The sequence below is a fragment of the Bacillus sp. CH30_1T genome (assembly GCF_008364765.1).
Lineage (GTDB): Bacteria > Bacillota > Bacilli > Bacillales > Bacillaceae_B > Rossellomorea.
Window position 1 is genome coordinate 227,617 of sequence record NZ_VTUY01000007.1, and the last position, 21,819, is coordinate 249,435.

The 21,819-nt window shown below is 41.1% G+C and carries 25 protein-coding genes; 1 reads left to right on the top strand and 24 read right to left on the bottom strand.

Going from position 1 to position 21,819, the window contains the following annotated elements; all coding sequences use genetic code 11:
* Window positions 1–116: 116 nt before the first annotated feature.
* The 10 genes from panD to F0342_RS16220 form a co-directional block, all read right to left on the bottom strand.
* The gene (panD, locus tag F0342_RS16175; protein ID WP_149156907.1) at window positions 117–500 is read right to left on the bottom strand and encodes an aspartate 1-decarboxylase; all 384 of its coding nucleotides are present in this window, start codon (window positions 498–500) and stop codon (window positions 117–119) included.
* The gene (gene panC, locus F0342_RS16180) at window positions 493–1,362 is read right to left on the bottom strand and encodes a pantoate--beta-alanine ligase (protein WP_149156908.1); all 870 of its coding nucleotides are present in this window, start codon (window positions 1,360–1,362) and stop codon (window positions 493–495) included. Before panC ends, panD begins: the two co-directional genes overlap by 8 nt.
* Complete coding sequence (panB, locus tag F0342_RS16185) at window positions 1,359–2,198, bottom strand: 3-methyl-2-oxobutanoate hydroxymethyltransferase (protein WP_149156909.1); 840 nt, start codon at window positions 2,196–2,198, stop codon at window positions 1,359–1,361. The genes panC and panB overlap by 4 nt, the downstream gene beginning before the upstream one ends.
* Window positions 2,199–2,477: 279 nt before the next feature.
* Window positions 2,478–3,461, bottom strand: coding sequence for a biotin--[acetyl-CoA-carboxylase] ligase (locus F0342_RS16190; protein WP_149156910.1), 984 nt, complete (start codon window positions 3,459–3,461; stop codon window positions 2,478–2,480).
* Entirely contained in the window at window positions 3,446–4,651 is a 1,206-nt protein-coding gene (locus tag F0342_RS16195) for a CCA tRNA nucleotidyltransferase (protein ID WP_262481774.1), read from the bottom strand. Before F0342_RS16195 ends, F0342_RS16190 begins: the two co-directional genes overlap by 16 nt.
* 33 nt (window positions 4,652–4,684) lie before the next feature.
* Window positions 4,685–5,809, bottom strand: a complete 1,125-nt coding sequence (bshA, locus tag F0342_RS16200; RefSeq protein ID WP_149156912.1) for an N-acetyl-alpha-D-glucosaminyl L-malate synthase BshA — start codon at window positions 5,807–5,809, stop codon at window positions 4,685–4,687.
* 4 nt (window positions 5,810–5,813) lie between these two features.
* Window positions 5,814–6,515, bottom strand: coding sequence for a bacillithiol biosynthesis deacetylase BshB1 (bshB1, locus tag F0342_RS16205; protein ID WP_188048582.1), 702 nt, complete (start codon window positions 6,513–6,515; stop codon window positions 5,814–5,816).
* A 1-nt stretch (window position 6,516) separates the two neighbouring features.
* Window positions 6,517–6,924 (bottom strand): methylglyoxal synthase, encoded by a 408-nt coding sequence (mgsA, locus tag F0342_RS16210; protein ID WP_149156913.1) that lies wholly within the window; start codon window positions 6,922–6,924, stop codon window positions 6,517–6,519.
* Between the two features lie 12 nt (window positions 6,925–6,936).
* Window positions 6,937–7,707 carry a 4-hydroxy-tetrahydrodipicolinate reductase gene (gene dapB, locus F0342_RS16215; protein WP_149156914.1) on the bottom strand — a complete coding sequence of 257 codons (771 nt, stop codon included), beginning with the start codon at window positions 7,705–7,707 and terminating at the stop codon, window positions 6,937–6,939.
* Complete coding sequence (locus F0342_RS16220) at window positions 7,694–8,047, bottom strand: nucleotide pyrophosphohydrolase (RefSeq protein ID WP_149156915.1); 354 nt, start codon at window positions 8,045–8,047, stop codon at window positions 7,694–7,696. Before F0342_RS16220 ends, dapB begins: the two co-directional genes overlap by 14 nt.
* A 161-nt stretch (window positions 8,048–8,208) precedes the next feature.
* Here F0342_RS16220 and F0342_RS16225 point away from each other — a divergent pair, with 161 nt between their 5' ends.
* Entirely contained in the window at window positions 8,209–9,078 is an 870-nt protein-coding gene (locus F0342_RS16225; RefSeq protein ID WP_149156916.1) for a YitT family protein, read from the top strand.
* 68 nt (window positions 9,079–9,146) lie between these two features.
* On the opposite strand, the gene F0342_RS16230 is transcribed toward F0342_RS16225, so the two are convergent.
* From F0342_RS16230 to aroH, 14 genes are all read right to left on the bottom strand, one after another.
* Window positions 9,147–9,827: a zinc metallopeptidase gene (locus tag F0342_RS16230; protein WP_113970695.1), complete on the bottom strand. Its 681-nt coding sequence runs from the start codon at window positions 9,825–9,827 to the stop codon at window positions 9,147–9,149.
* Window positions 9,828–9,886: 59 nt separating this feature from the next.
* Window positions 9,887–10,678 (bottom strand): sporulation protein YpjB, encoded by a 792-nt coding sequence (gene ypjB / locus F0342_RS16235; RefSeq protein WP_149156917.1) that lies wholly within the window; start codon window positions 10,676–10,678, stop codon window positions 9,887–9,889.
* Between the two features lie 66 nt (window positions 10,679–10,744).
* On the bottom strand, window positions 10,745–11,341 hold the full coding sequence (gene lhaT, locus F0342_RS16240) for a lipoprotein heptaprenylglyceryl N-acetyltransferase LhaT (protein WP_149156918.1): 597 nt from the start codon (window positions 11,339–11,341) through the stop codon (window positions 10,745–10,747).
* 63 nt (window positions 11,342–11,404) lie between these two features.
* Window positions 11,405–12,175, bottom strand: a complete 771-nt coding sequence (locus tag F0342_RS16245) for a menaquinol-cytochrome c reductase cytochrome b/c subunit (protein ID WP_149156919.1) — start codon at window positions 12,173–12,175, stop codon at window positions 11,405–11,407.
* 48 nt (window positions 12,176–12,223) lie between these two features.
* The gene (qcrB, locus tag F0342_RS16250; RefSeq protein WP_044336350.1) at window positions 12,224–12,898 is read right to left on the bottom strand and encodes a menaquinol-cytochrome c reductase cytochrome b subunit; all 675 of its coding nucleotides are present in this window, start codon (window positions 12,896–12,898) and stop codon (window positions 12,224–12,226) included.
* Window positions 12,899–12,911: 13 nt separating this feature from the next.
* A complete protein-coding gene (locus F0342_RS16255; RefSeq protein WP_044336348.1) occupies window positions 12,912–13,421 on the bottom strand; it encodes a QcrA and Rieske domain-containing protein in 510 nt (169 codons plus the stop codon).
* 140 nt (window positions 13,422–13,561) lie between these two features.
* Window positions 13,562–14,026 carry a YpiF family protein gene (locus F0342_RS16260; RefSeq protein ID WP_149156920.1) on the bottom strand — a complete coding sequence of 155 codons (465 nt, stop codon included), beginning with the start codon at window positions 14,024–14,026 and terminating at the stop codon, window positions 13,562–13,564.
* Between the two features lie 788 nt (window positions 14,027–14,814).
* On the bottom strand, window positions 14,815–15,354 hold the full coding sequence (locus tag F0342_RS16265) for a ReoY family proteolytic degradation factor (RefSeq protein WP_149156921.1): 540 nt from the start codon (window positions 15,352–15,354) through the stop codon (window positions 14,815–14,817).
* A gap of 133 nt (window positions 15,355–15,487) precedes the next feature.
* Complete coding sequence (locus F0342_RS16270) at window positions 15,488–16,729, bottom strand: tetratricopeptide repeat protein (protein WP_262481775.1); 1,242 nt, start codon at window positions 16,727–16,729, stop codon at window positions 15,488–15,490.
* Window positions 16,730–16,781: 52 nt separating this feature from the next.
* A complete protein-coding gene (locus F0342_RS16275; protein ID WP_223145724.1) occupies window positions 16,782–17,558 on the bottom strand; it encodes a hypothetical protein in 777 nt (258 codons plus the stop codon).
* Between the two features lie 252 nt (window positions 17,559–17,810).
* Window positions 17,811–19,103 (bottom strand): 3-phosphoshikimate 1-carboxyvinyltransferase, encoded by a 1,293-nt coding sequence (gene aroA, locus F0342_RS16280; RefSeq protein ID WP_149156924.1) that lies wholly within the window; start codon window positions 19,101–19,103, stop codon window positions 17,811–17,813.
* Between the two features lie 12 nt (window positions 19,104–19,115).
* Window positions 19,116–20,219 (bottom strand): prephenate dehydrogenase, encoded by a 1,104-nt coding sequence (locus tag F0342_RS16285; RefSeq protein ID WP_149156925.1) that lies wholly within the window; start codon window positions 20,217–20,219, stop codon window positions 19,116–19,118.
* Window positions 20,220–20,296: 77 nt separating this feature from the next.
* Window positions 20,297–21,397: a histidinol-phosphate transaminase gene (gene hisC / locus F0342_RS16290; protein WP_149156926.1), complete on the bottom strand. Its 1,101-nt coding sequence runs from the start codon at window positions 21,395–21,397 to the stop codon at window positions 20,297–20,299.
* A 13-nt stretch (window positions 21,398–21,410) separates the two neighbouring features.
* Window positions 21,411–21,800 (bottom strand): chorismate mutase, encoded by a 390-nt coding sequence (gene aroH / locus F0342_RS16295; RefSeq protein ID WP_149156927.1) that lies wholly within the window; start codon window positions 21,798–21,800, stop codon window positions 21,411–21,413.
* Window positions 21,801–21,819 lie beyond the last annotated feature (19 nt).

Below are 21,819 nucleotides of genomic sequence, written 5' to 3' on the forward strand. Positions count from 1 at the left end.
GTTCTTCACTGCCTTTATATAGATCCTACTTCATACTCTTATGATTTCTAAATAAGTGTACCATAAACAAAAAAGCAAGTCTCCTATTCACAAATTAGAAGACTTGCCGATTTCTTTTATAGTATTGTCGCTTCAGGTTCTGTTCCGATCATGTCAATGATACGGTTATTTTCTCCCATGATAGCTATTTTCGGGATATGGTCATGGACCACTTCTTCAGCTACCAGTTTATACGATATGATGATGACAATATCACCTTTTTGTACAAGTCTTGCAGCAGCTCCGTTCAAACATATGACGCCGCTTCCTCTTCCACCTGGTATAATGTAAGTCTCCAGTCGGGCTCCATTGTTGTTGTTTACAATCTGAACCTTTTCATTCGCCATCATTCCGACTGCATCTAAAATATCCTGATCGATGGTAATGCTTCCCACATAATCCAAGTTCGCTTCTGTTACAGTCGCTCTGTGGATTTTACCACTCATCATCGTTCTAAACATTTAAATCCTCCTCTGGTTTTACACTGATGATTATATTATCAATTAATCTGGCCTGTTGAAATTGAACTGCCAGTGCTATAATGATCTCACCTTGTAATCTGGACAGTTCCGTTAGCTCAGGATAGGAGTACACTTCCACATAATCGATTTCTCCCGAGGTATTTTCTTGAACGTTCATTGAAATTATAGAAATAATCGTATCGGGGTCTCTCTCCCCGGCATCAATACGATTTTTTGCTTCTATCAGACTTTGATAAATTGAAGGAGCTTCCCTTCTTTCTTCTTTTGATAGATAGACATTTCTTGAGCTTTTCGCCAATCCATCCTCTTCCCTGACGGTAGGCACCCTCACTATTTCCACCGGAAAGAAATAATCACTTACTAACCCTTCCACTACTGCAATTTGCTGGGCATCCTTCAGCCCGAAATACGCTCTGGTCGGCTGAATAAGGTGAAACAATTTAGTCAGAACGGTTACCACTCCGTCAAAATGACCATCACGTTTTCGTCCGCACAGTACTTCTACCCGCTCTATCACACACAAGGTTACAGACTGTTTCCCATCATACATTTCTACTACTTCAGGAATAAAGAGTATATCAACCCCAACATTCTTTGCTAACTCTGTATCTCTTTCAATATCACGAGGATAGCGGTCGAAGTCTTCATTCGGACCGAACTGCAGGGGGTTTACAAAGATACTCATCACGACAGTATCGTTGTTTTTCCTGGCTTCCTCCGCTAGACTCATGTGCCCTTCATGAAGGTACCCCATTGTAGGGACAAACCCGATAGTGGACCCTGAATTCTTAACTTGTTGTATCGAAGCTTGCAGATCTTGTATGTTCGTTATCACTTTCATTTTTTCATTCCACCATAGAGAGCATCCAATTCTTCATCCCGCATCGTAAAGGAATGGTCATCTAATGGGAAGCTCTTCCCTTTAACTTCTTCTATATAGTTTTTTATGCTGATATGAATGGCTTCTGATACGTTGCCGTATTGTTTAACAAACTTAGGCACACGATTCACCCCGTATGTTACAAGGTCGTGGAACACTAACACCTGTCCATCTGTTTCACTGCCTGCACCAATACCAATCGTCGGAATCGTTAATGCTTCTGAAATCTCTTTGGCTATTTGCTTTGGTACACACTCTAACACAAGTGCAAAGGCACCTGCCCGTTCACATTTTATGGCATCATCGATCAACTTTTTGGCTGAGTCGGCTGTTTTCCCTTGTACTTTATATCCTCCAAGGACACCGACGGATTGAGGGGTTAAACCTAAATGAGCGATAACGGGTATGCCGGCACTTGTAAGGGATTGGATACGATCAATCACATGATCTCCCCCCTCTACCTTTACAGCGTGCGCGCCTCCCTGTTGAAGAATCTGAGCCGCTGTTTTAAGAGTTTCATCCCTTGACAAATGGTAGGACATAAACGGCATATCAGTGACGATAAAGGTATCTTTCGCCCCTCTTTTTACAGCTTTCGTATGATGGATCATATCTTCAACTGTTACAGGTACCGTTGAGTCATAACCCAATACAACCATTCCGAGGCTGTCACCTACAAGGATGACATCAATTCCCGCTTCTTCCGCTATCTTGGCACTTGGAAAATCATACGCTGTAAGCATGGAAATCTTTTCTCTCTTATTCTTCATCTTAAGAAAATCTGTTGTTTGTTTCATAATGTCCTCCTTCTTTTCAGTCAGAGGTGACGAAACGAAATGAAAGCACTTTCATTGAAGACATAAAAAAACCTCCTGAATAAATGACAGAAGGATCATAAGTGTTTAGTATCATTGTTTCGACCCTCTGTCCCAGTCCACAATGGATCAAGGCAGAAATTGTATTAAAGTTTTAAAAGCTGAACTTATAGGGGTGCAGTTCCAAGGATACTGCCCAATGAGATTATACCATAAAAAAACCGGGATGGAAGCAATCGAACAGCCCCATCCCAGTTTCACCTAAATATTCACTTCAATATCTGCCGAATAAATCTGATGAATGGTCCCTGCTGAGTCTTCGATCTTCAGAACGCCTTCATCGGTTATTCCGAGTGCCCTTCCTTCAATCGTTCCATTGATGGTACGGGCACGGATTTTCTTACCGATACTGATTGCATAACTCTCCCATAACAGCTTGACCGGGGTAAAACCTTCCTTCATATACATAGAATATAGGGCTTCTATTCGTTCTAACACCTTTTGAACAATTTCTGATCTTGATAAAGGTTCTCCTTGTTCTATGGCCAGTGAGGTCGCAATCTTCTGAAGTTCATCAGGAAAGTGTTCATTCGTATGATTTACATTCATGCCGATCCCGATAATTATGGAATTTATTTTATCAGATTCAGCTTGCAGCTCCGTCAAAATCCCCGTCACTTTCTTACCGTCAATAAGAATATCATTCGGCCATTTGATCTGCGGATGAAGGTCGGTTACTTCCTCGATCGCTTGAACGACGGCAACTGCAGTAATGAGTGTAAACTGTGGGGCCTTTTGGGGTGGAAGAAGGGGCTTTAAGATCAGACTCATCCAAATTCCCGTTCCTTTTGATGAGTGCCACTCTCTCATTAACCTGCCTCTTCCGGCAGTTTGTTCATCAGCAATGACCAACGTACCTTCTGATGCGCCGTCGCCGGCAAGCACATGAGCGATGCGCTGTGTACTTTGAACCGACTCTTCATAGTGGATCACTCTGCCTAACGATTTCGTTTGTAACCCTAAGCGGATCTTACTTTCTGTCACACTATCAGGGGTTTCAATAACTCGATATCCTTTTTTTCTTACGGCTTCTAACACAAAACCTTCTTTACGAAGTTCTTCAATATGCTTCCAAATAGCCGTTCTTGAACAGCCTGCTATATCAGCCAGTGCTTGTCCGGATAAAAATTCCTGATTCGATTCAGATAAAGCGTGAAGCAGTTTCTTCTTTATAGTCGATTGCATGTCTGTAGCCACCTCCTTATCGTTTCTTTATCATTATTGATTGTATTGGTTACAATCGCGGATTCAATTTCAGCCAAAAGTTCCTTCATCCATGGACCTCCCTTTTTGTTCGCCCATGTCATTAAGTCATTTCCTGTTACATCCAGTTGTTGTCTCGAGGTAATCGCTAAAGAAGAATATTCTTCCTTCACGGTTTCTACAGAAGAAACCGATTTGGATTCTATGCATTCATGGACTTTCTCAACATTTATGGCTGCTTCCAGGCCGGCACGATAAAGCAAGGATTTAGACCATCCGGACTTCCTTCTTTCCTTTAAGATTCCAAGCTCCTTCGAACGTTCCCGTATCGTTTTCGTCGGTAACCTCCAGCCTTTTAGAAACTCCTCGGTATCAATTTTCCCGATATATGCTAATAGAAGTAACCATGTTTGGTCTTTATTAATATTTTCTAATCGAATAAGATTCGCTACATCTTGAAGAGCTTTTTTCTGTTGATTCAAATGAGGAAGTTCACTATATAGTTTGGTACGGACCAGAAGGGCAAGTGCCTCTCGTTTCCATTTACCTCCTAAAATTTTCTCGAACTCCATCGTTTTTCTTTCTACAGCTATATACTCAAGAAGCCTTGAGTGCTCTTCTAACGCATTCAATGTATCAGGATCGACCTTGAAGCCTAATTGACTTACAAAGCGCACGCCCCTCATCATACGAAGAGCGTCCTCATTAAACCGCAAGTCCGGTGATCCAACTGTCCGGATCACTCTATTATGTATGTCATCCATGCCCTTAAAGGGATCATATACTTTCCCATTAGCATCCATGGCCATACTATTCATCGTAAAGTCACGGCGCTCCAGATCCCCTTCTAAGGAACGGATGAATTCAACCTTATCCGGCCTCCTAAAGTCCGCATATCCAGTTTCAGTCCTGAATGTAGTGATTTCATATTCTCTTCCCTCATCTATGACGAGTATAGTCCCGTGTTCTATGCCTACATCAATTGTTTTCGGAAATATCTCCTTTAGTTCTTGTGGATAGGCTGACGTTGCGATATCTACGTCATTAATCGGACGGCTTAGGAAGTGATCCCTGACAGATCCACCAACGAAATAGGCAAAAAATCCAGCCCTTTCAATCTTTTTTAAAACTGGTACTGCTTGTTGGAATATACTCGGTAACACTTTTAACACCTGCTTTACTCGGATCTTTACCTTCCGGCTGTATCATGATAGAAGCTCTTTGTAGATCCGTTCATACTCTTCTACAATTTTGCTGGAGTGAAACTTTGTTCGGGCCGTTTGTAGTGCTTGTTCCGAAAGCTCTTTGTGAAGTGCTTCATCTTTAAGCAATAACAGAGACTTTTCTGCAACTTGAGCCACGTTCCCGACTTCACAAACAAAGCCGTTGTATCCATCCTCAATGACTTCAGGAATGCCCCCTACATTTGTACCGATGCTCGGCACGCCGCAAGCCATAGCCTCCAGGGCAACTAAACCGAAACTTTCTTTTTCTGAAAGTAGCAGTTTAATGTCACTAAGCGAATAAAGCTCCTCCAAGTTATCCTGTTTTCCAAGGAACAATACTTTATCTTCTAATCCGAGTTCTCCCACCTGCCTGCATATCACCGTCATTTCAGGTCCGTCCCCGACAAGAAGGAGCTTTGCCGGGATCTCGTTTTGTATAAGGTTGAATGCAGCTACAACATCTGTTACTCTTTTCACCCCACGAAAGTTGGAAACATGAATAATGACTTTTTCATTATCCTTAATTCCATATTCATTTCTAAGATGCTGAGAATCTACTGATTTGTAAACTCTTTCGTCTATGAAATTATAGACCGTATGAATGTCCTTATCCGGCTGTATCAAGTCATTGGTTTGTTTCACTAATGCGGAAGAAACCGCGGTCACCACGTCTGACTTTTCGATCCCGAATCGAATCGCTCCTGTTAAAGAAGGATCATAACCTAGTACGGTAATATCTGTGCCGTGCAAGGTGGTGACAATCTTTACATCTTTACCAGACATTTGTTTACCCAAAATGGCACAGACTGCATGCGGAATAGCATAATGTACATGAAGGATGTCCAGGTTCTCACGCTCTGTAATTTCTGCCATCTTATTCGCCAGTGCTATATCGTAAGGCGGGTATTGAAACACTGAATATTGACTCACTTCCACTTGATGAAAATAGATGTTGTGATACATTTTATTTAACCGAAATGGAATACTCGAGGTAATAAAGTGAATTTCATGGCCTCTCTCTGCTAATAATTTCCCCAGTTCTGTAGCTACTACTCCAGACCCCCCAACAGTCGGGTAGCAGGTAATACCTATTTTCATTTTCATACCATTAATCTCCTAACAAATCTTGATGCAATATTAGAGTGTTATAGGAAAAGAATCCTTCTGCATAACGTAGGCCCGCTTCTTTCCCCATCATTCGCTCCCTTGCTTCAACCGCTTCTATGTATCCTTCCGTTAAAGGAGTCGACACTCCTTCAGACCCTTGGGTGAACTGGCTCGTATATGCCTCTAAGCTTCGAATCTTCGTATGCATATAGGCCTCAACATTCACTACAAATTGAGGTTTGTGAAAGCCGTTGATTATATAAAAATACAGATTATCCGCTTTATGTGCCGGAGTTGCGGGATGGAATTTTCGAATTCCAGCTGAAAAAAAAGCTTCTTTGATCAATCGTGAAGCATTACCATGATCAGGATGACGATCCTGTTCGTAGGGAGCGAATATCACTTTGGGCTTGTACATTCTGATCACGTTAACCACTTTTTGAATGTTTTCATCTGTTATGTAAATTCCTCTATCCGGAACATCCAAGGTCTCTCTCTTGTCGGCACCCAATATTTGTGCAGCTGACCTTGCTTCTTCTTTACGCAAAGAAACGGTTCCATTTGAAGAAAGCTCGGCTTCTGTGAGATCACAAATTACAATCTTCTTTCCTTTAGCCGCATATTTTGCAAGGGTACCGCCCATGCCGATCTCCACGTCATCGGCATGGGCTCCAAATGCGAGGATGTCTATTTGTTGATCCACTTTACTCCTCCTTATCCTTTACCACACTTCTCCACTCGATATCTCCTCTTTCGAGCCCTTTCACCAATACTTCTGCTGTTCCCATATTGGTAGCTAATGGAACTTGATACACATCACATAGTCTGATTAATGCAGATACATCAGGTTCATGTGGCTGAGCTGTTAAAGGGTCTCTAAAAAACAGGACAAGATCCATATTATTATTGGCAATATAAGAACCTATCTCCTGGTCTCCCCCCAGTGGACCTGAACGGAATCGATGGACAGATAATCCCGTTTCTTCCACGATTCTCTTTCCCGTTGTTCCAGTGGCGAAAAGAGCGTGTTCTTCAATTATTGACTTATATGCCAATACGAAACGAATAAGATCGTCTTTTTTCTTATCATGAGCTATTAATGCGATATTCATAACACTCACCCTTTAATCTAGAATATTTTCCAGCCCGTACACAAGTGTATCCAGCTTCATGACCGTATCAACGGAAACTTTCACTCCTGACATGAAGCTTCCCCGGTTAAAAGAGTCATGACGGATCGTTAATGTCTGACCCTCCGCTCCTAACATCACTTGTTGATGAGCAATTAATCCCGGCAGGCGGACACTATGGATATGTATGCCATCAACATTCGCCCCTCTTGCACCAGAATGCGTTTCCTTTTCATCAGGGTGCCCCTGCTGCTTCGATTCTCTCACTTCCCTGATCATTTCGGCTGTCTTAACGGCAGTCCCTGAAGGTGCATCCAGTTTTTGATCGTGATGTAATTCAATGATTTCCACATCATTGAAATACTTAGCTGCCATCTGGGAAAATTTCATCATAAGCACTGCTCCAATAGCAAAATTGGGGGCAATTATACATCCCAGCGACTTTGATTCTGCAAGGGTCTTAAGTTCATTTAATTCATCTGTAGAGAAACCTGTCGTGCCCACAACTGGTCTAACACCGTATTCCAGGGCCGTTTTCGTATGGTGATAACCTACTTCTGGAGTTGTTAAATCAATAAGCACATCTGGGGCTTGATCTTGAAAGCATGATTCAATATCCGCGTACACCGGTACATCTATATCTATTTCTTTCTTGTAATCAATCACACTAATAAGCGTAAAATGTTCAATATCCTTTACTAACTGAACCGCTTCTTTCCCCATTCTTCCTCTTGGTCCAGCAATAGTGACGTTAATTTGTTCCATCTTCATCCCTACTTTCAATTCTTGTCCAGCGATCTTTATCTCTTGTATTAAATTTATCCATCACACGATCGTGGGCCTCTTCCAGGCTGATATCCAGGGAGTTCGCCAGACAGATGACCACAAACAATAAATCCCCGAGTTCCTCCTCAATCGTCTTTTCTTCCTCTGAATTCTTCTTTGGTTTTTCTCCATAATAATGATTTACTTCTCTCGCCAGTTCACCTAGTTCCTCCGTGAGCCTCGCAACCATTGCCAATGGACTGAAATATCCTTCTTTAAATTGACTTATGTATTGATCTACTTCTTTTTGTAATTGATCCATCGTTTTTTTATTATCCATAAGAAGCCACACTCCTTCAGTATCTCCTATCATGTTAGCTAAATCCTTCCCGTTTGACAAATATTACGTTTGATTTATTAACTCTTCATTGCCAGTTCGTTTTTCTTCTTATATAATGTCTCTGTCAACGAGATAATACGAATTGAAGGAGGGAAACACATATGTTGGGATTACGCTTAAAAAATATATTATTCATCCTGTTGGGGTCAGCTATCTTCGCATTTGGTCTTGTCCATTTTAATATCCAAAATAAATTGGCTGAAGGCGGATTTACCGGAATAACACTTATCCTTTATTTTTTATTTGACATTGATCCGTCTTACTCCAACCTGGCCTTAAATATCCCCCTATTTTTCTTAGGATGGAAGCTTCTCGGAAAGAAAGCTTTCTACTATACTGTACTCGGAACCGTCAGCCTCTCTGTATTTCTATGGATTTTCCAAAGATATCAAATGACCATCAACCTGGAAGGCGATCTGTTTCTTGCAGCATTATTTGCAGGGGTTTTTATCGGGGTTGGACTGGGGATTATTTTCAGATATGGCGGTACGACGGGCGGCGTTGATATCATCGCTCGACTCGCCCATAAGTACATAGGATGGAGCATGGGGAAAACGATGTTTATGTTTGACGCCGTCGTCATTGGAGCGTCACTCATCACGTACCTCGAATACAGGGAAGCCATGTATACACTGGTAGCTGTATTCGTTGCGGCAAGGGTCATTGACTTTATGCAGGAAGGGGCATACTCAGCCAGAGGAGCTATGATTATTTCCGACAGCCATGAAGAAATAGCGAGTGTCATTAATGAAAAAATGGACCGGGGGGTAACCGTGCTAAGAGGACATGGTTCGTTCACGAAACAAAACAGGGAAGTGCTCTACTGTGTGGTCGGGAAAAATGAAATCGTACGGTTGAAAAATATCATCACAAGCGTCGATCCACATGCATTCGTCTCCGTCACCGTCGTACATGACGTACTTGGCGAAGGATTTACATTAGACGCAGACAAGAACCCTTTACATGACTAACATGGATCTACCATATACAAAAAGAAGCTGGGCTCATAACTAGAGTCCAGCTTCTTCTTTATTTAGAATCAATCGTCACCATTCATCCCAGTAAAGATTAATACAAGTCTAAGTAATTCAATAACCGCAACTGCAGCAGCAGCTACATATGTCATTGCCGCGGCGTTCAACACTTTCCGTGCATGTCGTTCTTCTTCATTCCGAATCAGACCAAGTGAAACGATCTGGTTCATCGCCCGGGAAGAAGCATTGAATTCTACAGGAAGGGTGATTAATTGGAACACAACCCCCGCTGCCATCAGAATGATTCCAAGCAGGAACATTCCAGTCATTTGAGTGAACATTCCGATCAGCAAGAAGATCCAGGACATATTGGAGCCTATGTTCGCAACTGGAACCAACGCATGACGGAATCGTAGAAATGCATAGCTTTCAGCATCTTGAATCGCATGCCCGACTTCATGGGCCGCCACAGCTGCTCCCGCTACAGAATGTCCGTGATAGTTATCAGGTGACAATGCAACCGTTTTTGTAATCGGGTTGTAGTGGTCACTCAAAAACCCTCTGCCTTCCACGACCTTCACGTTGTGTAATCCATTGTCATCGAGAATCCTTCTAGCCATTTCCCTTCCAGTCATACCTGAAGTGGTGGCCACTCTTGAATATTTCTTAAACGTACTCTTCACACGCATTTGAGCTCCGATTGGAATAAGAGCAATGAGTAAAAAGTAAATTAAAAATCCTGCCATTATCGCAATAACCTCCAGATGTTTAGATACTTAAATTTTATAGTGCTATAAAGATTCTGTCAATTTTTTTGACGCTCTGACTTTTTTGCCTCACCTTGTCCTTTATATTTTCTCCAACCTACATAAGATAATGTAGAAACAATGATACTACCGGTTGAAATGATCACCCACCAGAGGGAAGGATCTGCTTCATCCTCTTGTTTATTCTCAAACAGCTTCTCAAGGTCGGTTTCCAAGGATGTTAATTCGGTCATGGTTTCCGTACTTTCCAACACGTCTTGCCGGTAATGATCCAAGTAAGAAATCCTTGCGTCCAGCGCTTGAGCACGTTCTACCGAAATATCTAATTTAATACTTGGTTGGATAATATTATATTTCGATAAAAACACATTCAATGTGGTATGGTATTCATCTGCATTTCCATTTTCAGCTGCCGACTTCACCCCATTAAATGCTTCCATTATCGGGTCTTCCATTTCGACCCACAAAGGCTGATATTGACTGCTTAAAGCATCCATCACAAGGCGGAACTTTGTAACGGCGTTCACCTTCTGTTCCATGTCAGCAGAGGTCTGATTGATACTCTCCACTGCCAAATTATGTGAGATCGTAAGAATTCTAAGCTCATCCATTGAAAAAGAACGTTGTGCGCTTAAAGACGCAAATTCATCAGAGAAATAAACCAGTAGATGTTTCGCTTCTTCATATCTTCCAGCCTTTGTCATTTGCAAGGCCTGGTCTGCAACTTCATCAAGCTCGTTCATCGGAGACGTCGACTCTACTGCATTTAATGGGTGAGGTATTAAAATGAGAAAAAAGAAAAGCGCGATAAAGAATTGGATAAATTTCATACTTGTCCCCCCTAAAACTACTAGTAAAGTTTATGAAAGGGTGGACAAGAGTAGACCAAAAAAAGACTATGGCATAAGTTGAATATCTAAGCGTTTCGTTTTTTGTGTGAAGATATAAGCGATAGCGATCGAGACAATACTTAACCAAAAAGTGAAGTATCCAATATGTTGTATGTACATATACAAACTTGAGTAAACGGGAAACTGCATATATACGTAATCGATGATGTCATTATGTACAGTCCATACGGCACCGGCTATAATGTGCCAAATCCTCACCCGGTAAAAGGAAGAATACAATATTCCTTGTATAGCCATTGCTCCATGTGACACCATGAGCATATAGCCCTCCCAAGGTAAATCTCCGGAAACCCACAGTGTTAACAAATTCATTACCACGGCCCATATCCCATATTTAAACAGTGTGATAATGGCTAACACTTCAAATAATGGCCAATTGCGATTCAGTAAAAATGCTATAAGAACGAAACAAAAAAACAGACTGGCTGTCGGGCTGTCGGGAACAAACACTAAAAATTGCGAGGGAGTATTTCGTAGTTGAGAGATATACCATATATAACCGTATATAGTGCCAAACACATTCACAATGAGAAGCAACCATACAAACATTTTGTTCTTCAAGATGGACATGATCCAGAGCATTTATTTAATCCTCTCTTTCAAGTAGAAAAAAAGAGCCAACGTAAGCCGGCCCTTTTTCACTATTTATTCTTTTAAACCAGAGATGAATTCAGCCAGTTTGTCCAGCTCTTCGTCTGATCCTTTAAATAAACCTGCAGGCATACCTGGTGGTTTACCGTTTTTAGCAATATCCGCTACTTCTTCAGGTGAGAGGCCAGTTGCAACTAAAGAAGGTCCTGCTCCACCTTGCAGATTTTCACCATGACAGTTAATACAACCGTTTTTCTGGTCTGCATAGATTTTATACCCTTCAGATTCTTTATCGAAATCCACTTCAGCCTGAATCTTACCTTGTTCCTTCGCTGCTTCCCAATCATGAGTCACAACTGATTCCCAAGTCAAGAAATATGTTGCTGCAAGTGCCAATAACATGAATCCTACTGCAAATGGACGTTTCGTTGGGCGACGTTCAGGTCCTACGTCGATAAATGGAGCAAGTAAAAGCGCTCCAAATGCGATTCCAGGAATAATGAATGCTCCAATAACATTATAAGGTCCAGATGCATATGTGTATTTAAGTAATTGGTATAAGAATAAGAAATACCAGTCAGGTAATGGAATATATCCAGTATCTGTTGGATCGGCAACACGCTCTAACGGTGATGGATGAGCAACCGTTAAACATAGATAACCGATTAGGAAAACAGCTCCAACTAACCATTCTTTTAGTAAGAAGTTTGGCCAGAAAGCCTCTGTTTTTCCAGGGAACTCCGAATAATCTTTAGGAATATTCGGCTTTCTGTCTGCAGGTACACGTGAGTCCCCTACAAACTTCATCCCTTTTCCTCGATGCATAGCGTCCCCCTCCTTCTAATTTAAGGTTTATTAATTTATGTTCGTATCTTATAGTGGTCCTGAAATACCTTGCTTACGGATCATCAGGAAGTGAGCTCCCATTAGTCCAAGCAATGCTGCAGGCAGGAAGAATACATGAATAGCGAAGAATCTCGTTAGTGTTTGTGCACCAATGATAGAAGAATCTCCTGCGAGTAAGATCTTCACTTGCTCACCGATAAATGGTGTAGCAGCTGCGATTTCAATACCAACCTTCGTAGCGAATAGCGCTTTCATATCCCACGGTAATAAGTAACCAGTGAAACCAAGTCCTAACATTACGAAGAAAATAAGTACTCCAACAACCCAGTTCAATTCACGAGGTTTTTTGTATGCACCTTGGAAGAAGACACGTAGTGTATGTAAGAACATCATTACGATAACCAAACTAGCTCCCCAGTGATGCATTCCACGGACAATTTGTCCAAATGCAACTTCATTTTGCAGGTAATACACAGATTCCCAAGCGTTTTTAATATCTGGAACATAGTACATTGTCAGGAACATTCCAGATAAAATTTGAATTACGGTAACGAAGAATGTTAAACCACCAAAGCAGTAAACAAACGCTGAAAAGTGATGCGCCGGGTTTACATGTTCAGGTACTTCGTGATCCGCAATATCGCGCCACAAAGGCGTAATGTCCAAACGCTCGTCAACCCAATCATAGATTTTGTTCAGCACAGATTACGCCCCCTTACTTAACATATTTATTTGGTTCAGGTTGTCCAAGGTATAAAATACCGTCTTTTTCTTTTGTTGGATATACATCCAACGGTGCTGTCGGTGGTGTACCAGGAACATTTTTCCCGTTTTTCTCATACAAACCACCATGACAAGGGCAATAGAACTTGTTTGGGTTACTTTTGTCGCCCGCCCAGTTTACAGTACATCCAAGATGCTTACATACTGGTGAAAGAGCAACAACATTCCCCTCTTTGTTCTTATAAACCCATGCAGTTTGTGTTACTTCTGATGTGTACCACGCATCTTTTTGTTCATAAGAGAAATCGACACGTACTGGTTCGTTCGTTAACTCTGAAACTTTTTGCTTTGTCGCTTTAAATTCTCCAGCAGCTGAAGTTTTTAATACTGGATCTACAGCAAATCGAACCATCGGCATTAACATTCCTGCCGCCATGAAACCGCCTACACCCGTAAGTGTATAGTTAAGGAATTGACGTCTAGATACACGATGTTTGCTCATCCTTTTCCCCCCTCTATCGTAAGGTAAGTCCATCGGACATATTTCGCACAAATATAAAACTAGGACATAACTATGATATATTAAACTCTATACAAGGTCAATAACTCTCTAATCTAAATGATGGACACAATGTGAAGTTTTTATGAATTTTTTTGCCATTTTTGTACAATCACATTTAAGAGCTGCTTCACTTGATCTTCCATGATGGAATGTTTGTACTGTTCATCTAGATGCTCAAGTGGTACAGAAGGCACCCAAATCAAGCGGTCATGCAACTTTCCCTCTACCTTTTTCCATTCGCTGTCCGATGTAAGAAAGAACGTATGTTTCACTCCGCTGGCACTTAATTCCCCCGCCCACTGAGTTAATCTTGAAACCTCATTCTCTCTTGAAGTAGACATAGTATACGTAAATGGAGGTGTCATGATCATCCTACCCTTAAATTGCCTTTCAAGGTGAAAGGTTAGCAGCGTGATGAATTCGGATTGTGCTGCGGACACTTTGATATCCTTTAGAAAATCAATAGGAACAATCGGAATGACGGCCGTATCTATGTATTCTTTTTCAGATTCAAATACTTCAATATCTTTTACGTTCCAATTCATTTAAAACCCTCGTTTCTTCTTCATTTTTCACTTCCCATCATATCACTTTATAACACTCGTTTAAAAGCGATTTCACTTTTATAATAGTATGCTCCATAAACCTTCTTCCTATTTATCTGAACCTATAGAATGAGGCTCTTTTTCGAAAAGATTGTTGCTTTAAGCAATAAGGTATGCCTAGGCTCTGCGAATTAGTTTGTGCTGGATGGTGAGGGGAAGTGCTTCGCTTTCCGCGGACGTTCCGCCGAGCCTCCTCAGCTTCGCTTCCGGGGTCTCGGCACGACCGTACTTCCGCAGGAGTCTACGCACTTCCCCTCACCATCTGTAAGAAATTATCGTTACAGAGCTTAAAAGGGACAAAATCCTTTTAAAAGATTGGTTGGTGTATTATAAATTTCTAATATCAAAATTCATGCTTATTTAGTTTATTGAAGCGGAAGATGCTCAACTCCAAATTTGAATTTTTCAATATTCGGAATGGTTTTTTGTGTTTTTCTATCTGGCATATGCAGACAAAATATCGAAGCACAGAGTGGATTGTAGCGGAAGGCATTTGACTCCTGCGGGAAATAGAGGAAAGGTCGAGACCCCACAGACGAGACGTCGAGGAGGCTCGACTTCCTCCCCGCGGAAAGCAAGTGCCTGGAGCGAAAAGGAACGGTCCCTGTTTTCACATTAACACTTATGATAAAAATATTTTTTTGAAGTTTGCAAAGTCAGTGGTTGAGACCCCGCAAGTGAATAAAAAACTCGAATGAAGAGATGTACCTTTCTCTTCATTCGAGCTTTTAGCTTAAGCTATTCAATTCTTGGGTTAATTTCTTGAAGGATTTTTCATCACCTGTATCAAGAGCCTGATCAATTGCCTTTAGTAATCGATCACGTTGAAAGGTTTGCAAACTGTCTTTGAGGAATTGTTCTGCAACAATCCTGTCTTTTTCATTAATCAATAGATACTTCGGCATAAACGGGTTTTCTTCAAGTACTGCTGCAAATTGATAACTTGAATTTGCCTTACTGAAGTTCAATTGAATATAAATATCTTCGTCCTTATTTAAACGAATATCGTGAAATGACTTCTCTGCATCAGTTGTCATGATGTTCTCTTTATAGAATCGGAATGGCACATCCTCAACACAATGCGTGGACATCACAAGACCTCTTGGACAGTACTGAGATTCTTCAACAAAATGAACTTTTTTCATTAATTGGTCATGACTCATCAGGTAATTCAGTATCCACACACATTCTCTTCTTTTTAATTGATATCGGTTTAAAAACCAGCGAATAAATTCTTTCTTCTCGTTGACAGAAACAGGGGTGGTCATGGTTTTCCCTCCTCTGCAGAATCCTTTTTAGTTTAGGTCCGTTTTCCTTTTGAATACAGTTAAAAACGTTAGCAACTCTAAGGTGTTCTCATGTTTACACACCAGTCAAATCCCTTTGTACCACCGACGTCGTTTAGTCTTGTAATCTTTCAATCAAGTCCTGCCACTCATCATTTGAAGGATCCATTTCAATCAGGTGCTTATATACTTCTACTGCTTCACCTCTGAGTCCTTCTTCTACTAAAAATTGTCCGTACTCTAGTAAAAACTCTTGATGATTCTTAAAGTAAGTATATGCAATACGGTATTGTTTTAATGCATGATTAAATTGTTCAAGCCCCTCATAGGCCTTTGCGAGATCCCAGTTGATTTGCGGCTCTTCTTCCCCTTCAACCGTAAGCATCTGGGCGATCTCCAATACATCATCAAATCGATCTTGCGTAAAGAACAATTTATTTATGACTAAAGCTGCTTCAACATAACCTGGATCCAAGGCTAAGGCTTCCCTGAAAAATGTCTCTGCCTCTTTTTCCAGCCCAAGCTTTAAGGAAACTTTCCCACCAAACAAATTCAGCTCCTTGTTGTATTCATCCTGTTTTACGCCCTCTTGAATGGTTTCCAGGCTTTCCTGCAGCTTTTCTTCGTGTTCATAGGACCTCGCTAATAATAAATACACCGAATGATATTCCGGATCCAGCTCTTTAACCGAAATAAGCTTTTCAATGGCTTTTTCATAGAATCCAGCCTGATATGCAGTAACAGCATATCCGAACAGTGTATTGATTTCCAAGTGATCTTCCAGAGCCTTTTCGTAATGTGTCAATGCTTCTTCAAATGCTCCTCCTACACTATAAGCTTCGGCTAACCTTTGATGAACATTGGTTCCCCCCAGCTCGGTCGTGCCTCTCTGAATAAGGGCATGATAATGCCTTATCGCTTCAAGGAACCTGCCTGTTTCAGAGTATAATTCCCCCAGTCCGAAATCAATGACAGGCTCATCGGGCAATAACTTCTTGGCTTGTAAAAGCTTCTGTTCACTAACTTCAAATAAACCTTGCATTTGATACAGATCTGCCAAAAGAAGCAAAGCTCTTGGATAGGTCGGATCTTCTTCATCCAATTCTGCGAGTTTGTCTATCGCTTCTTCTTCATTATCCATCTCAACGAGAACTTCTGCGATCTCGATCAGGAGTTCTCCCTCTCCTGGATAATATTCCAGCAGATTTTCATACAACTCTTTTGCTTCTTCTAGAAACCCTAAATGGTGTAATTCTTCAGCCAGGCTGAATTTCTCTTCATGACTTCCAAACTTCAATGCTTGCTTATATTGTTTTTTTGCTTCGTCCAATTTCCCTTCTTCTAATGAAGATAACATTTGTTCAGCGTATGACATGGTCAATCCCTTTCTATAAAAAAGCTAATAGTCATTAAATAAAGTACCCCGGTGTTTGGATGACTAGTTCTTCACCAGCACCAGGATAATAATAGCCTCTATTATTTAAGTAATAACATTTTCCTTTATTCATTGTACATTTTAGCACATGATGATCAATTTTAAATGCCAGGGGCTCAGCACCCGTCTCACCTTCGACATTCATATAGAGGTTATAACTTATTTCTCCACCCACCAAAAAATTTCCTCTAAGGGGATATATTCCAATTTTCTTCAGTTCTTCTAATCTCATAGGTTCTTTTTGCGGGATTTCATTTGAAAGATGAGGAATTTTCTCGTTTTCCATCGTATTTTGCCATATTTTAAGATGCTTTAATTTTGTTTTTTTGTCTATATTTGTCGTAAAAAAAGGGACAAAAGTAATAGGATAATCATATAAACATTCTTTGATCCACCCCCAGCGAATTTCCTTGAATGATTCTAATTCGTCAATGTCAATCCAGACAACGGGAACTTTATGTCTTTTACATGACCGAATGACTGTAGGGGTAATTAGATTTGCGGATGTTTTTAACCCTATTGTGTAATCAAGAGGACTATTTAACAAGGAGGTTTTGCGTTCATTCAACTTAGCTAAGAATTCGTATTCATACCCTAAATTGAATGCCGTCAGGACAGTAGTACAACCTTTGTGGATAAATTCATCCAGGTAATAACTCTTTATTGAAAGAAAATCAGTTATTTCAGGCACTTCTAAGTCACACATTACATGTCCGGGAGTCATCATGAAAGATGAAACATCCATCCTCATGTACCGATAATAAGAAAACCTGTCTCTTATGGCCGATATTTTATCGTCTTTAACAAGTAAAGAAGTTTGAGTGATCATGGAATCTTTAGCCCAATTCGCATTTTCAATAATATACGTACTCAAATCGCCATCACCTTCCTTTATAGACAAGCTATGAAAAAAGGGATGAAATCATGCTATGCATTCATATAAAAGGAGAGGTGTTTGGACTGATTCATAGTCCGAACACCTCCCAATAGGAATTCATATACATTATTTTTTTAACAGCTTGTTTATATGTTCAAAGAAAGTTGGGTACGAAATGTTCACAGCATCCGCACCTTCAAGGTAGACGTCAGAATTTGTTATTAAGGAAGCTACAGCCAGAGTCATTCCAATCCGATGATCCCCCCAGGAATGGACCTCACCGCCATGTAATGGCGTTTTCCCTTCAATGATCATGCCGTCCTCAGTTCCTTGAATATCAGCACCAAGGTTGCCAAGCTCCTGTACAATGGCATCGATACGATTTGTTTCCTTAACCTTTAACTCTTCTGCATCCTTAATTAAGGTCTTTCCCTTTGCCTGGGAAGCTAACAAGGCGATAACAGGTATTTCATCAATTAGTGATGGGATCAGTTCTCCACCAATTTCTATTCCCGTAAGATCTGAAGATTCAACCAGGATGTCCCCTATCGGCTCTCCACTATTTGAACTCTCCATTATTTCAATGGATGCCCCCATCTTCTTCATCACTTCAACTATCCCCACACGGGTTTCATTAAGACCGACATTTTTCAGGAGCACTCTACTATTCGGCACAATTGCAGCAGCTACCATAAAGAAGGCTGCTGAGGAAATATCCCCGGGGACATAGACTTCAGTTCCTTTTAACGCCTGACCGCCCTTTACCTTGATAGTATCTCCATGCCTTTCGATATGGCCACCAAATTCGATAATCATTTTTTCTGTATGGTTTCTTGTTTTTTCAGGTTCTTGAATTTCAGTTGTACCTTCTGCCTGGAGCCCTGCCAACAAGAGAGCAGACTTCACCTGTGCACTCGCTACAGGCAACTTGTATGTAATTCCTTTGAGCCCGCCCCCGCGGATTGATAAAGGGGTATAGTTGCCTTCTGAACGACCGTCTATTTTAGTCCCGAACATTTTTAATGGTTCTGTCACTCTTTTCATTGGGCGTTTAGCAATCGAGTCATCTCCAATAAGGATTGAATGAAAAGGTCTCCCTGCCAATATCCCCATAATAAGACGAGTAGTGGTACCCGAATTACCAACATCGAGTATATCCTGTGGTTCTTTTAAATGATTCCAGCCCCCACCTGAAACGATCACTTCCCCATCTCTTACTTGGATATCGACACCTAACTTACGGAAGCATTCGATTGTGCTTAAACAATCCTCTCCCATAAGAAAATTATGTATAACGGTTTTCCCTTCCGCAACTGAACCAAACATAACAGCCCGGTGTGAGATCGATTTATCCCCGGGAACATGCAGTTCTCCATTAAGACCTTTTTTCGGGTTTATTAATTTCTTTTTTCCTTCCATCCTTATCACCCTTTACCCTAAGAATAATTCATAATCGGTATTTTCTTTTAAGCAGTTTAAAGCTCTTTCCCTATCTTCAAGTGTTTGAAAGCTGATGACTAATACTCCGTAAATATCTTCTCTCGTTTCCAGGATTCTTATGTTTGTTAAACTTATGTCTTCCCCGGCAAGGTAAGCAGTAACTTCAGATATCACCCCTGGATAATCAGGAACATCAACAAATAAGTCATAGAACGAAGGGATGGCCCCTTTTTCAAGGATGGGAAGATCATCCCGAAAAGTTTTCGCTTCTGTGAAGTAATCAAAGATTCCCTGTGAGTCCTTCTCTTCAATAATGGTGATGACTTCATCCATTTCTGTTTTCCACTGTTTGAGAAGTGAAAGCAAAACCGCTCTGTTCTGAAGCGTGATATCCTTCCACATCGTGGGGTTAGAAGAGGCAATCCTTGTGATATCACGGAACCCTCCAGCAGCGAGCCTCCGCAAATAAGGGTGCTGTACAGAAGATTCTTTCGCTTGATGAACAAGGGATGCCGCTACAATATGTGGAAAATGACTGATCGTTCCCGTTAATTCATCGTGCTCCCTGGGTTCTACTATCAGAAATTTAGCATGCGTTCCTTTCAGCCATTCTTGAAGTACTTCAACTTTGATACCAGTAGCACCAGAACCTGGAGTCAGCATATAGAAGGCATTTTCAAATAAGATTTTTTTAGCTGCTGCAACACCGCTTTTATGAGAACCCGCCATCGGATGTCCACCAATGAACTGAATCCCTTTAGCGGTCAGTTCCTCGGAGCACTTCATAATTTGTTCTTTTGTGCTCCCCGTGTCGGTGATTATCACCGTTTCTTTTAAAGCGAATGATTCAAACTGCACAATAATCTTTTCAGTTTGAAAAACTGGTGTGGAAATGATGATGAGATCCGCTCTTTCAGCAGCAGACTGTAAAGATAGTGACATTTCATCGATAATTCCCAGTGATCTCGCCAACCTTAACTCTTTATGATTAATATCATGTCCAATGATTTTAGCATCGGGGTGTTCACTCTTTATACAGAGTGCTAATGAGCCTCCGATTAATCCCATCCCAATGACCAATACTGTCCCTTTCATGATTGCCCCCTTCATTTGATTTGAAAAAAGTCGGAAAGGGCTCAAAATTCTAAGCCGTTCCGACCATTCATTCCTTTTTATACTTGATTTTGTAGGACTAGAAATTCCTTCATTTTCTCAATAACCTCTTCATTTTGTTCATGTGAGCCTACCGTTACCCGAACAGAATGAGGATATCCCAGAGCCTCTCCGGACCGTACAATGAATCCCTTACTCATTAAGTATTGAAACACATCATCACCGCTTACACCGAAATCGATTAACACGAAGTTTGCTTGTGATGGAATATAATGAAGACCGTGTTCCTTGCAGAACTGGTAATACTGCTCCAGTCCTTTGCGATTGTGCTCCCTGCATTCTCTTATAAACGTCTGGTCCCCAACGGCTGCGGATGCGGCTCCCTGACCCAAAGCATTATTATTAAACGGTTCTCGGATTGGTTCTAATTTTCCTATCACTTCTTCATTCGCGATTCCGAAACCTACTCGAAAGCCGGCAAGACCGTATGCCTTTGAGAAAGTACGCGTAATCAATAATTGAGGGTATGATTTTAATAATTCCAATGAATTATAGTAGTCCTCTGCCACAACATATTCATAATAGGCTTCATCCAATACGACTAATACATGTGCAGGAACCTCATCCAGGAAGGAGATGAGTTCCTCACTGCGAATATATTCCCCAGTTGGATTATTCGGTGAACAAAGCCAAACGACTGAGGTCGTTTCATCAATTTCAGCAAGCATCTTGGTTAATTGATGTCTGCCAGCTGAATCAATGGGAACTTCTCTTATTTCAGCTCCTTCAACAATGGCATTGTGCTTATACTGAGGGAAAGTCGGCGTAGCCATAACCGTGCTCTTATCACCATCTAACAATGCTCTTGAAATCATCTGTATCACTTCATCTGATCCATTTCCGAAAAGTAACTGTCCAGGGTCCACAGATAGCTGCTCTGCCACCTTCATTCGCAATTCCTTCGCATAACCGTCGGGATAAATCGCATGTGAAACAGCGTTCGTCTTGAGAAAGGTTTCAACGTTCTTTGAACAGCCGAATGGATTTTCATTCGAAGCAAGCTTCACTACTTTGTCGAGATTGAATAGTTCTTTCACATCATCCATCGTTTTCCCGGGCTGGTATGCCTTAAGATTTTGAATCTGAGATCTCCACTTCATGCTTACCTTCCTTTCAATCGTTTTCATTCGAAATAGGCGGGGTATCTTTCAAGTCAGGACGAAGGCTGACTGCATTTTTCATATAAATATGTTGGATGTCTTTCTGAGGTGTGGATGTATTTAAATGAATCATCACTCTAATACAATATGGCAATGCATCAGGAACATCCAACTCTTGCATACACATGACAGGAACATATTTCCACTCATCAATCCTTCTTAATGCTTTTGCCGGAAATACACTCCCGATGTCACTGGTGGCAGAAATAAATACAGATGCAACATCCTCTGCCATAATATTATTATGTAAAATCATTTCCCTTAAGAGACTTTCAGTTGAAAGGAGAACATCCTTTTCATTGTCACAATCCGTTGTAGTTGCGCCTCGAACTCCCCTGATCATTCTTCCACTCTCCCTTTTC

Excerpts from the sequence above, each read along its gene's own strand:
- dapB (WP_149156914.1), bottom strand. The coding sequence starts at position 7,707 with ATGGAACAAATTAACGTCACTATTGCTGGACCAAGAGGAAGAATGGGG.
- aroA (WP_149156924.1), bottom strand. The coding sequence starts at position 19,103 with ATGGAAGGAAAAAAGAAATTAATAAACCCGAAAAAAGGTCTTAATGGA.
- F0342_RS16265 (WP_149156921.1), bottom strand. The coding sequence starts at position 15,354 with ATGACCACCCCTGTTTCTGTCAACGAGAAGAAAGAATTTATTCGCTGG.
- bshA (WP_149156912.1), bottom strand. The coding sequence starts at position 5,809 with ATGAAAATGAAAATAGGTATTACCTGCTACCCGACTGTTGGGGGGTCT.
- mgsA (WP_149156913.1), bottom strand. The coding sequence starts at position 6,924 with ATGAATATCGCATTAATAGCTCATGATAAGAAAAAAGACGATCTTATT.
- F0342_RS16275 (WP_223145724.1), bottom strand. The coding sequence starts at position 17,558 with ATGAGGATGGATGTTTCATCTTTCATGATGACTCCCGGACATGTAATG.
- F0342_RS16255 (WP_044336348.1), bottom strand. The coding sequence starts at position 13,421 with ATGAGCAAACATCGTGTATCTAGACGTCAATTCCTTAACTATACACTT.
- F0342_RS16220 (WP_149156915.1), bottom strand. The coding sequence starts at position 8,047 with ATGGATAATAAAAAAACGATGGATCAATTACAAAAAGAAGTAGATCAA.
- panC (WP_149156908.1), bottom strand. The coding sequence starts at position 1,362 with ATGAAAGTGATAACGAACATACAAGATCTGCAAGCTTCGATACAACAA.
- F0342_RS16245 (WP_149156919.1), bottom strand. The coding sequence starts at position 12,175 with ATGCATCGAGGAAAAGGGATGAAGTTTGTAGGGGACTCACGTGTACCT.
- F0342_RS16285 (WP_149156925.1), bottom strand. The coding sequence starts at position 20,219 with ATGAAAGGGACAGTATTGGTCATTGGGATGGGATTAATCGGAGGCTCA.
- F0342_RS16225 (WP_149156916.1), top strand. The coding sequence starts at position 8,209 with ATGTTGGGATTACGCTTAAAAAATATATTATTCATCCTGTTGGGGTCA.
- ypjB (WP_149156917.1), bottom strand. The coding sequence starts at position 10,678 with ATGAAATTTATCCAATTCTTTATCGCGCTTTTCTTTTTTCTCATTTTA.
- F0342_RS16260 (WP_149156920.1), bottom strand. The coding sequence starts at position 14,026 with ATGAATTGGAACGTAAAAGATATTGAAGTATTTGAATCTGAAAAAGAA.
- F0342_RS16230 (WP_113970695.1), bottom strand. The coding sequence starts at position 9,827 with ATGGCAGGATTTTTAATTTACTTTTTACTCATTGCTCTTATTCCAATC.
- panD (WP_149156907.1), bottom strand. The coding sequence starts at position 500 with ATGTTTAGAACGATGATGAGTGGTAAAATCCACAGAGCGACTGTAACA.
- panB (WP_149156909.1), bottom strand. The coding sequence starts at position 2,198 with ATGAAACAAACAACAGATTTTCTTAAGATGAAGAATAAGAGAGAAAAG.
- hisC (WP_149156926.1), bottom strand. The coding sequence starts at position 21,397 with ATGAAGTGGAGATCTCAGATTCAAAATCTTAAGGCATACCAGCCCGGG.
- F0342_RS16190 (WP_149156910.1), bottom strand. The coding sequence starts at position 3,461 with ATGCAATCGACTATAAAGAAGAAACTGCTTCACGCTTTATCTGAATCG.
- lhaT (WP_149156918.1), bottom strand. The coding sequence starts at position 11,341 with ATGCTCTGGATCATGTCCATCTTGAAGAACAAAATGTTTGTATGGTTG.
- aroH (WP_149156927.1), bottom strand. The coding sequence starts at position 21,800 with ATGATCAGGGGAGTTCGAGGCGCAACTACAACGGATTGTGACAATGAA.
- F0342_RS16270 (WP_262481775.1), bottom strand. The coding sequence starts at position 16,729 with ATGTTATCTTCATTAGAAGAAGGGAAATTGGACGAAGCAAAAAAACAA.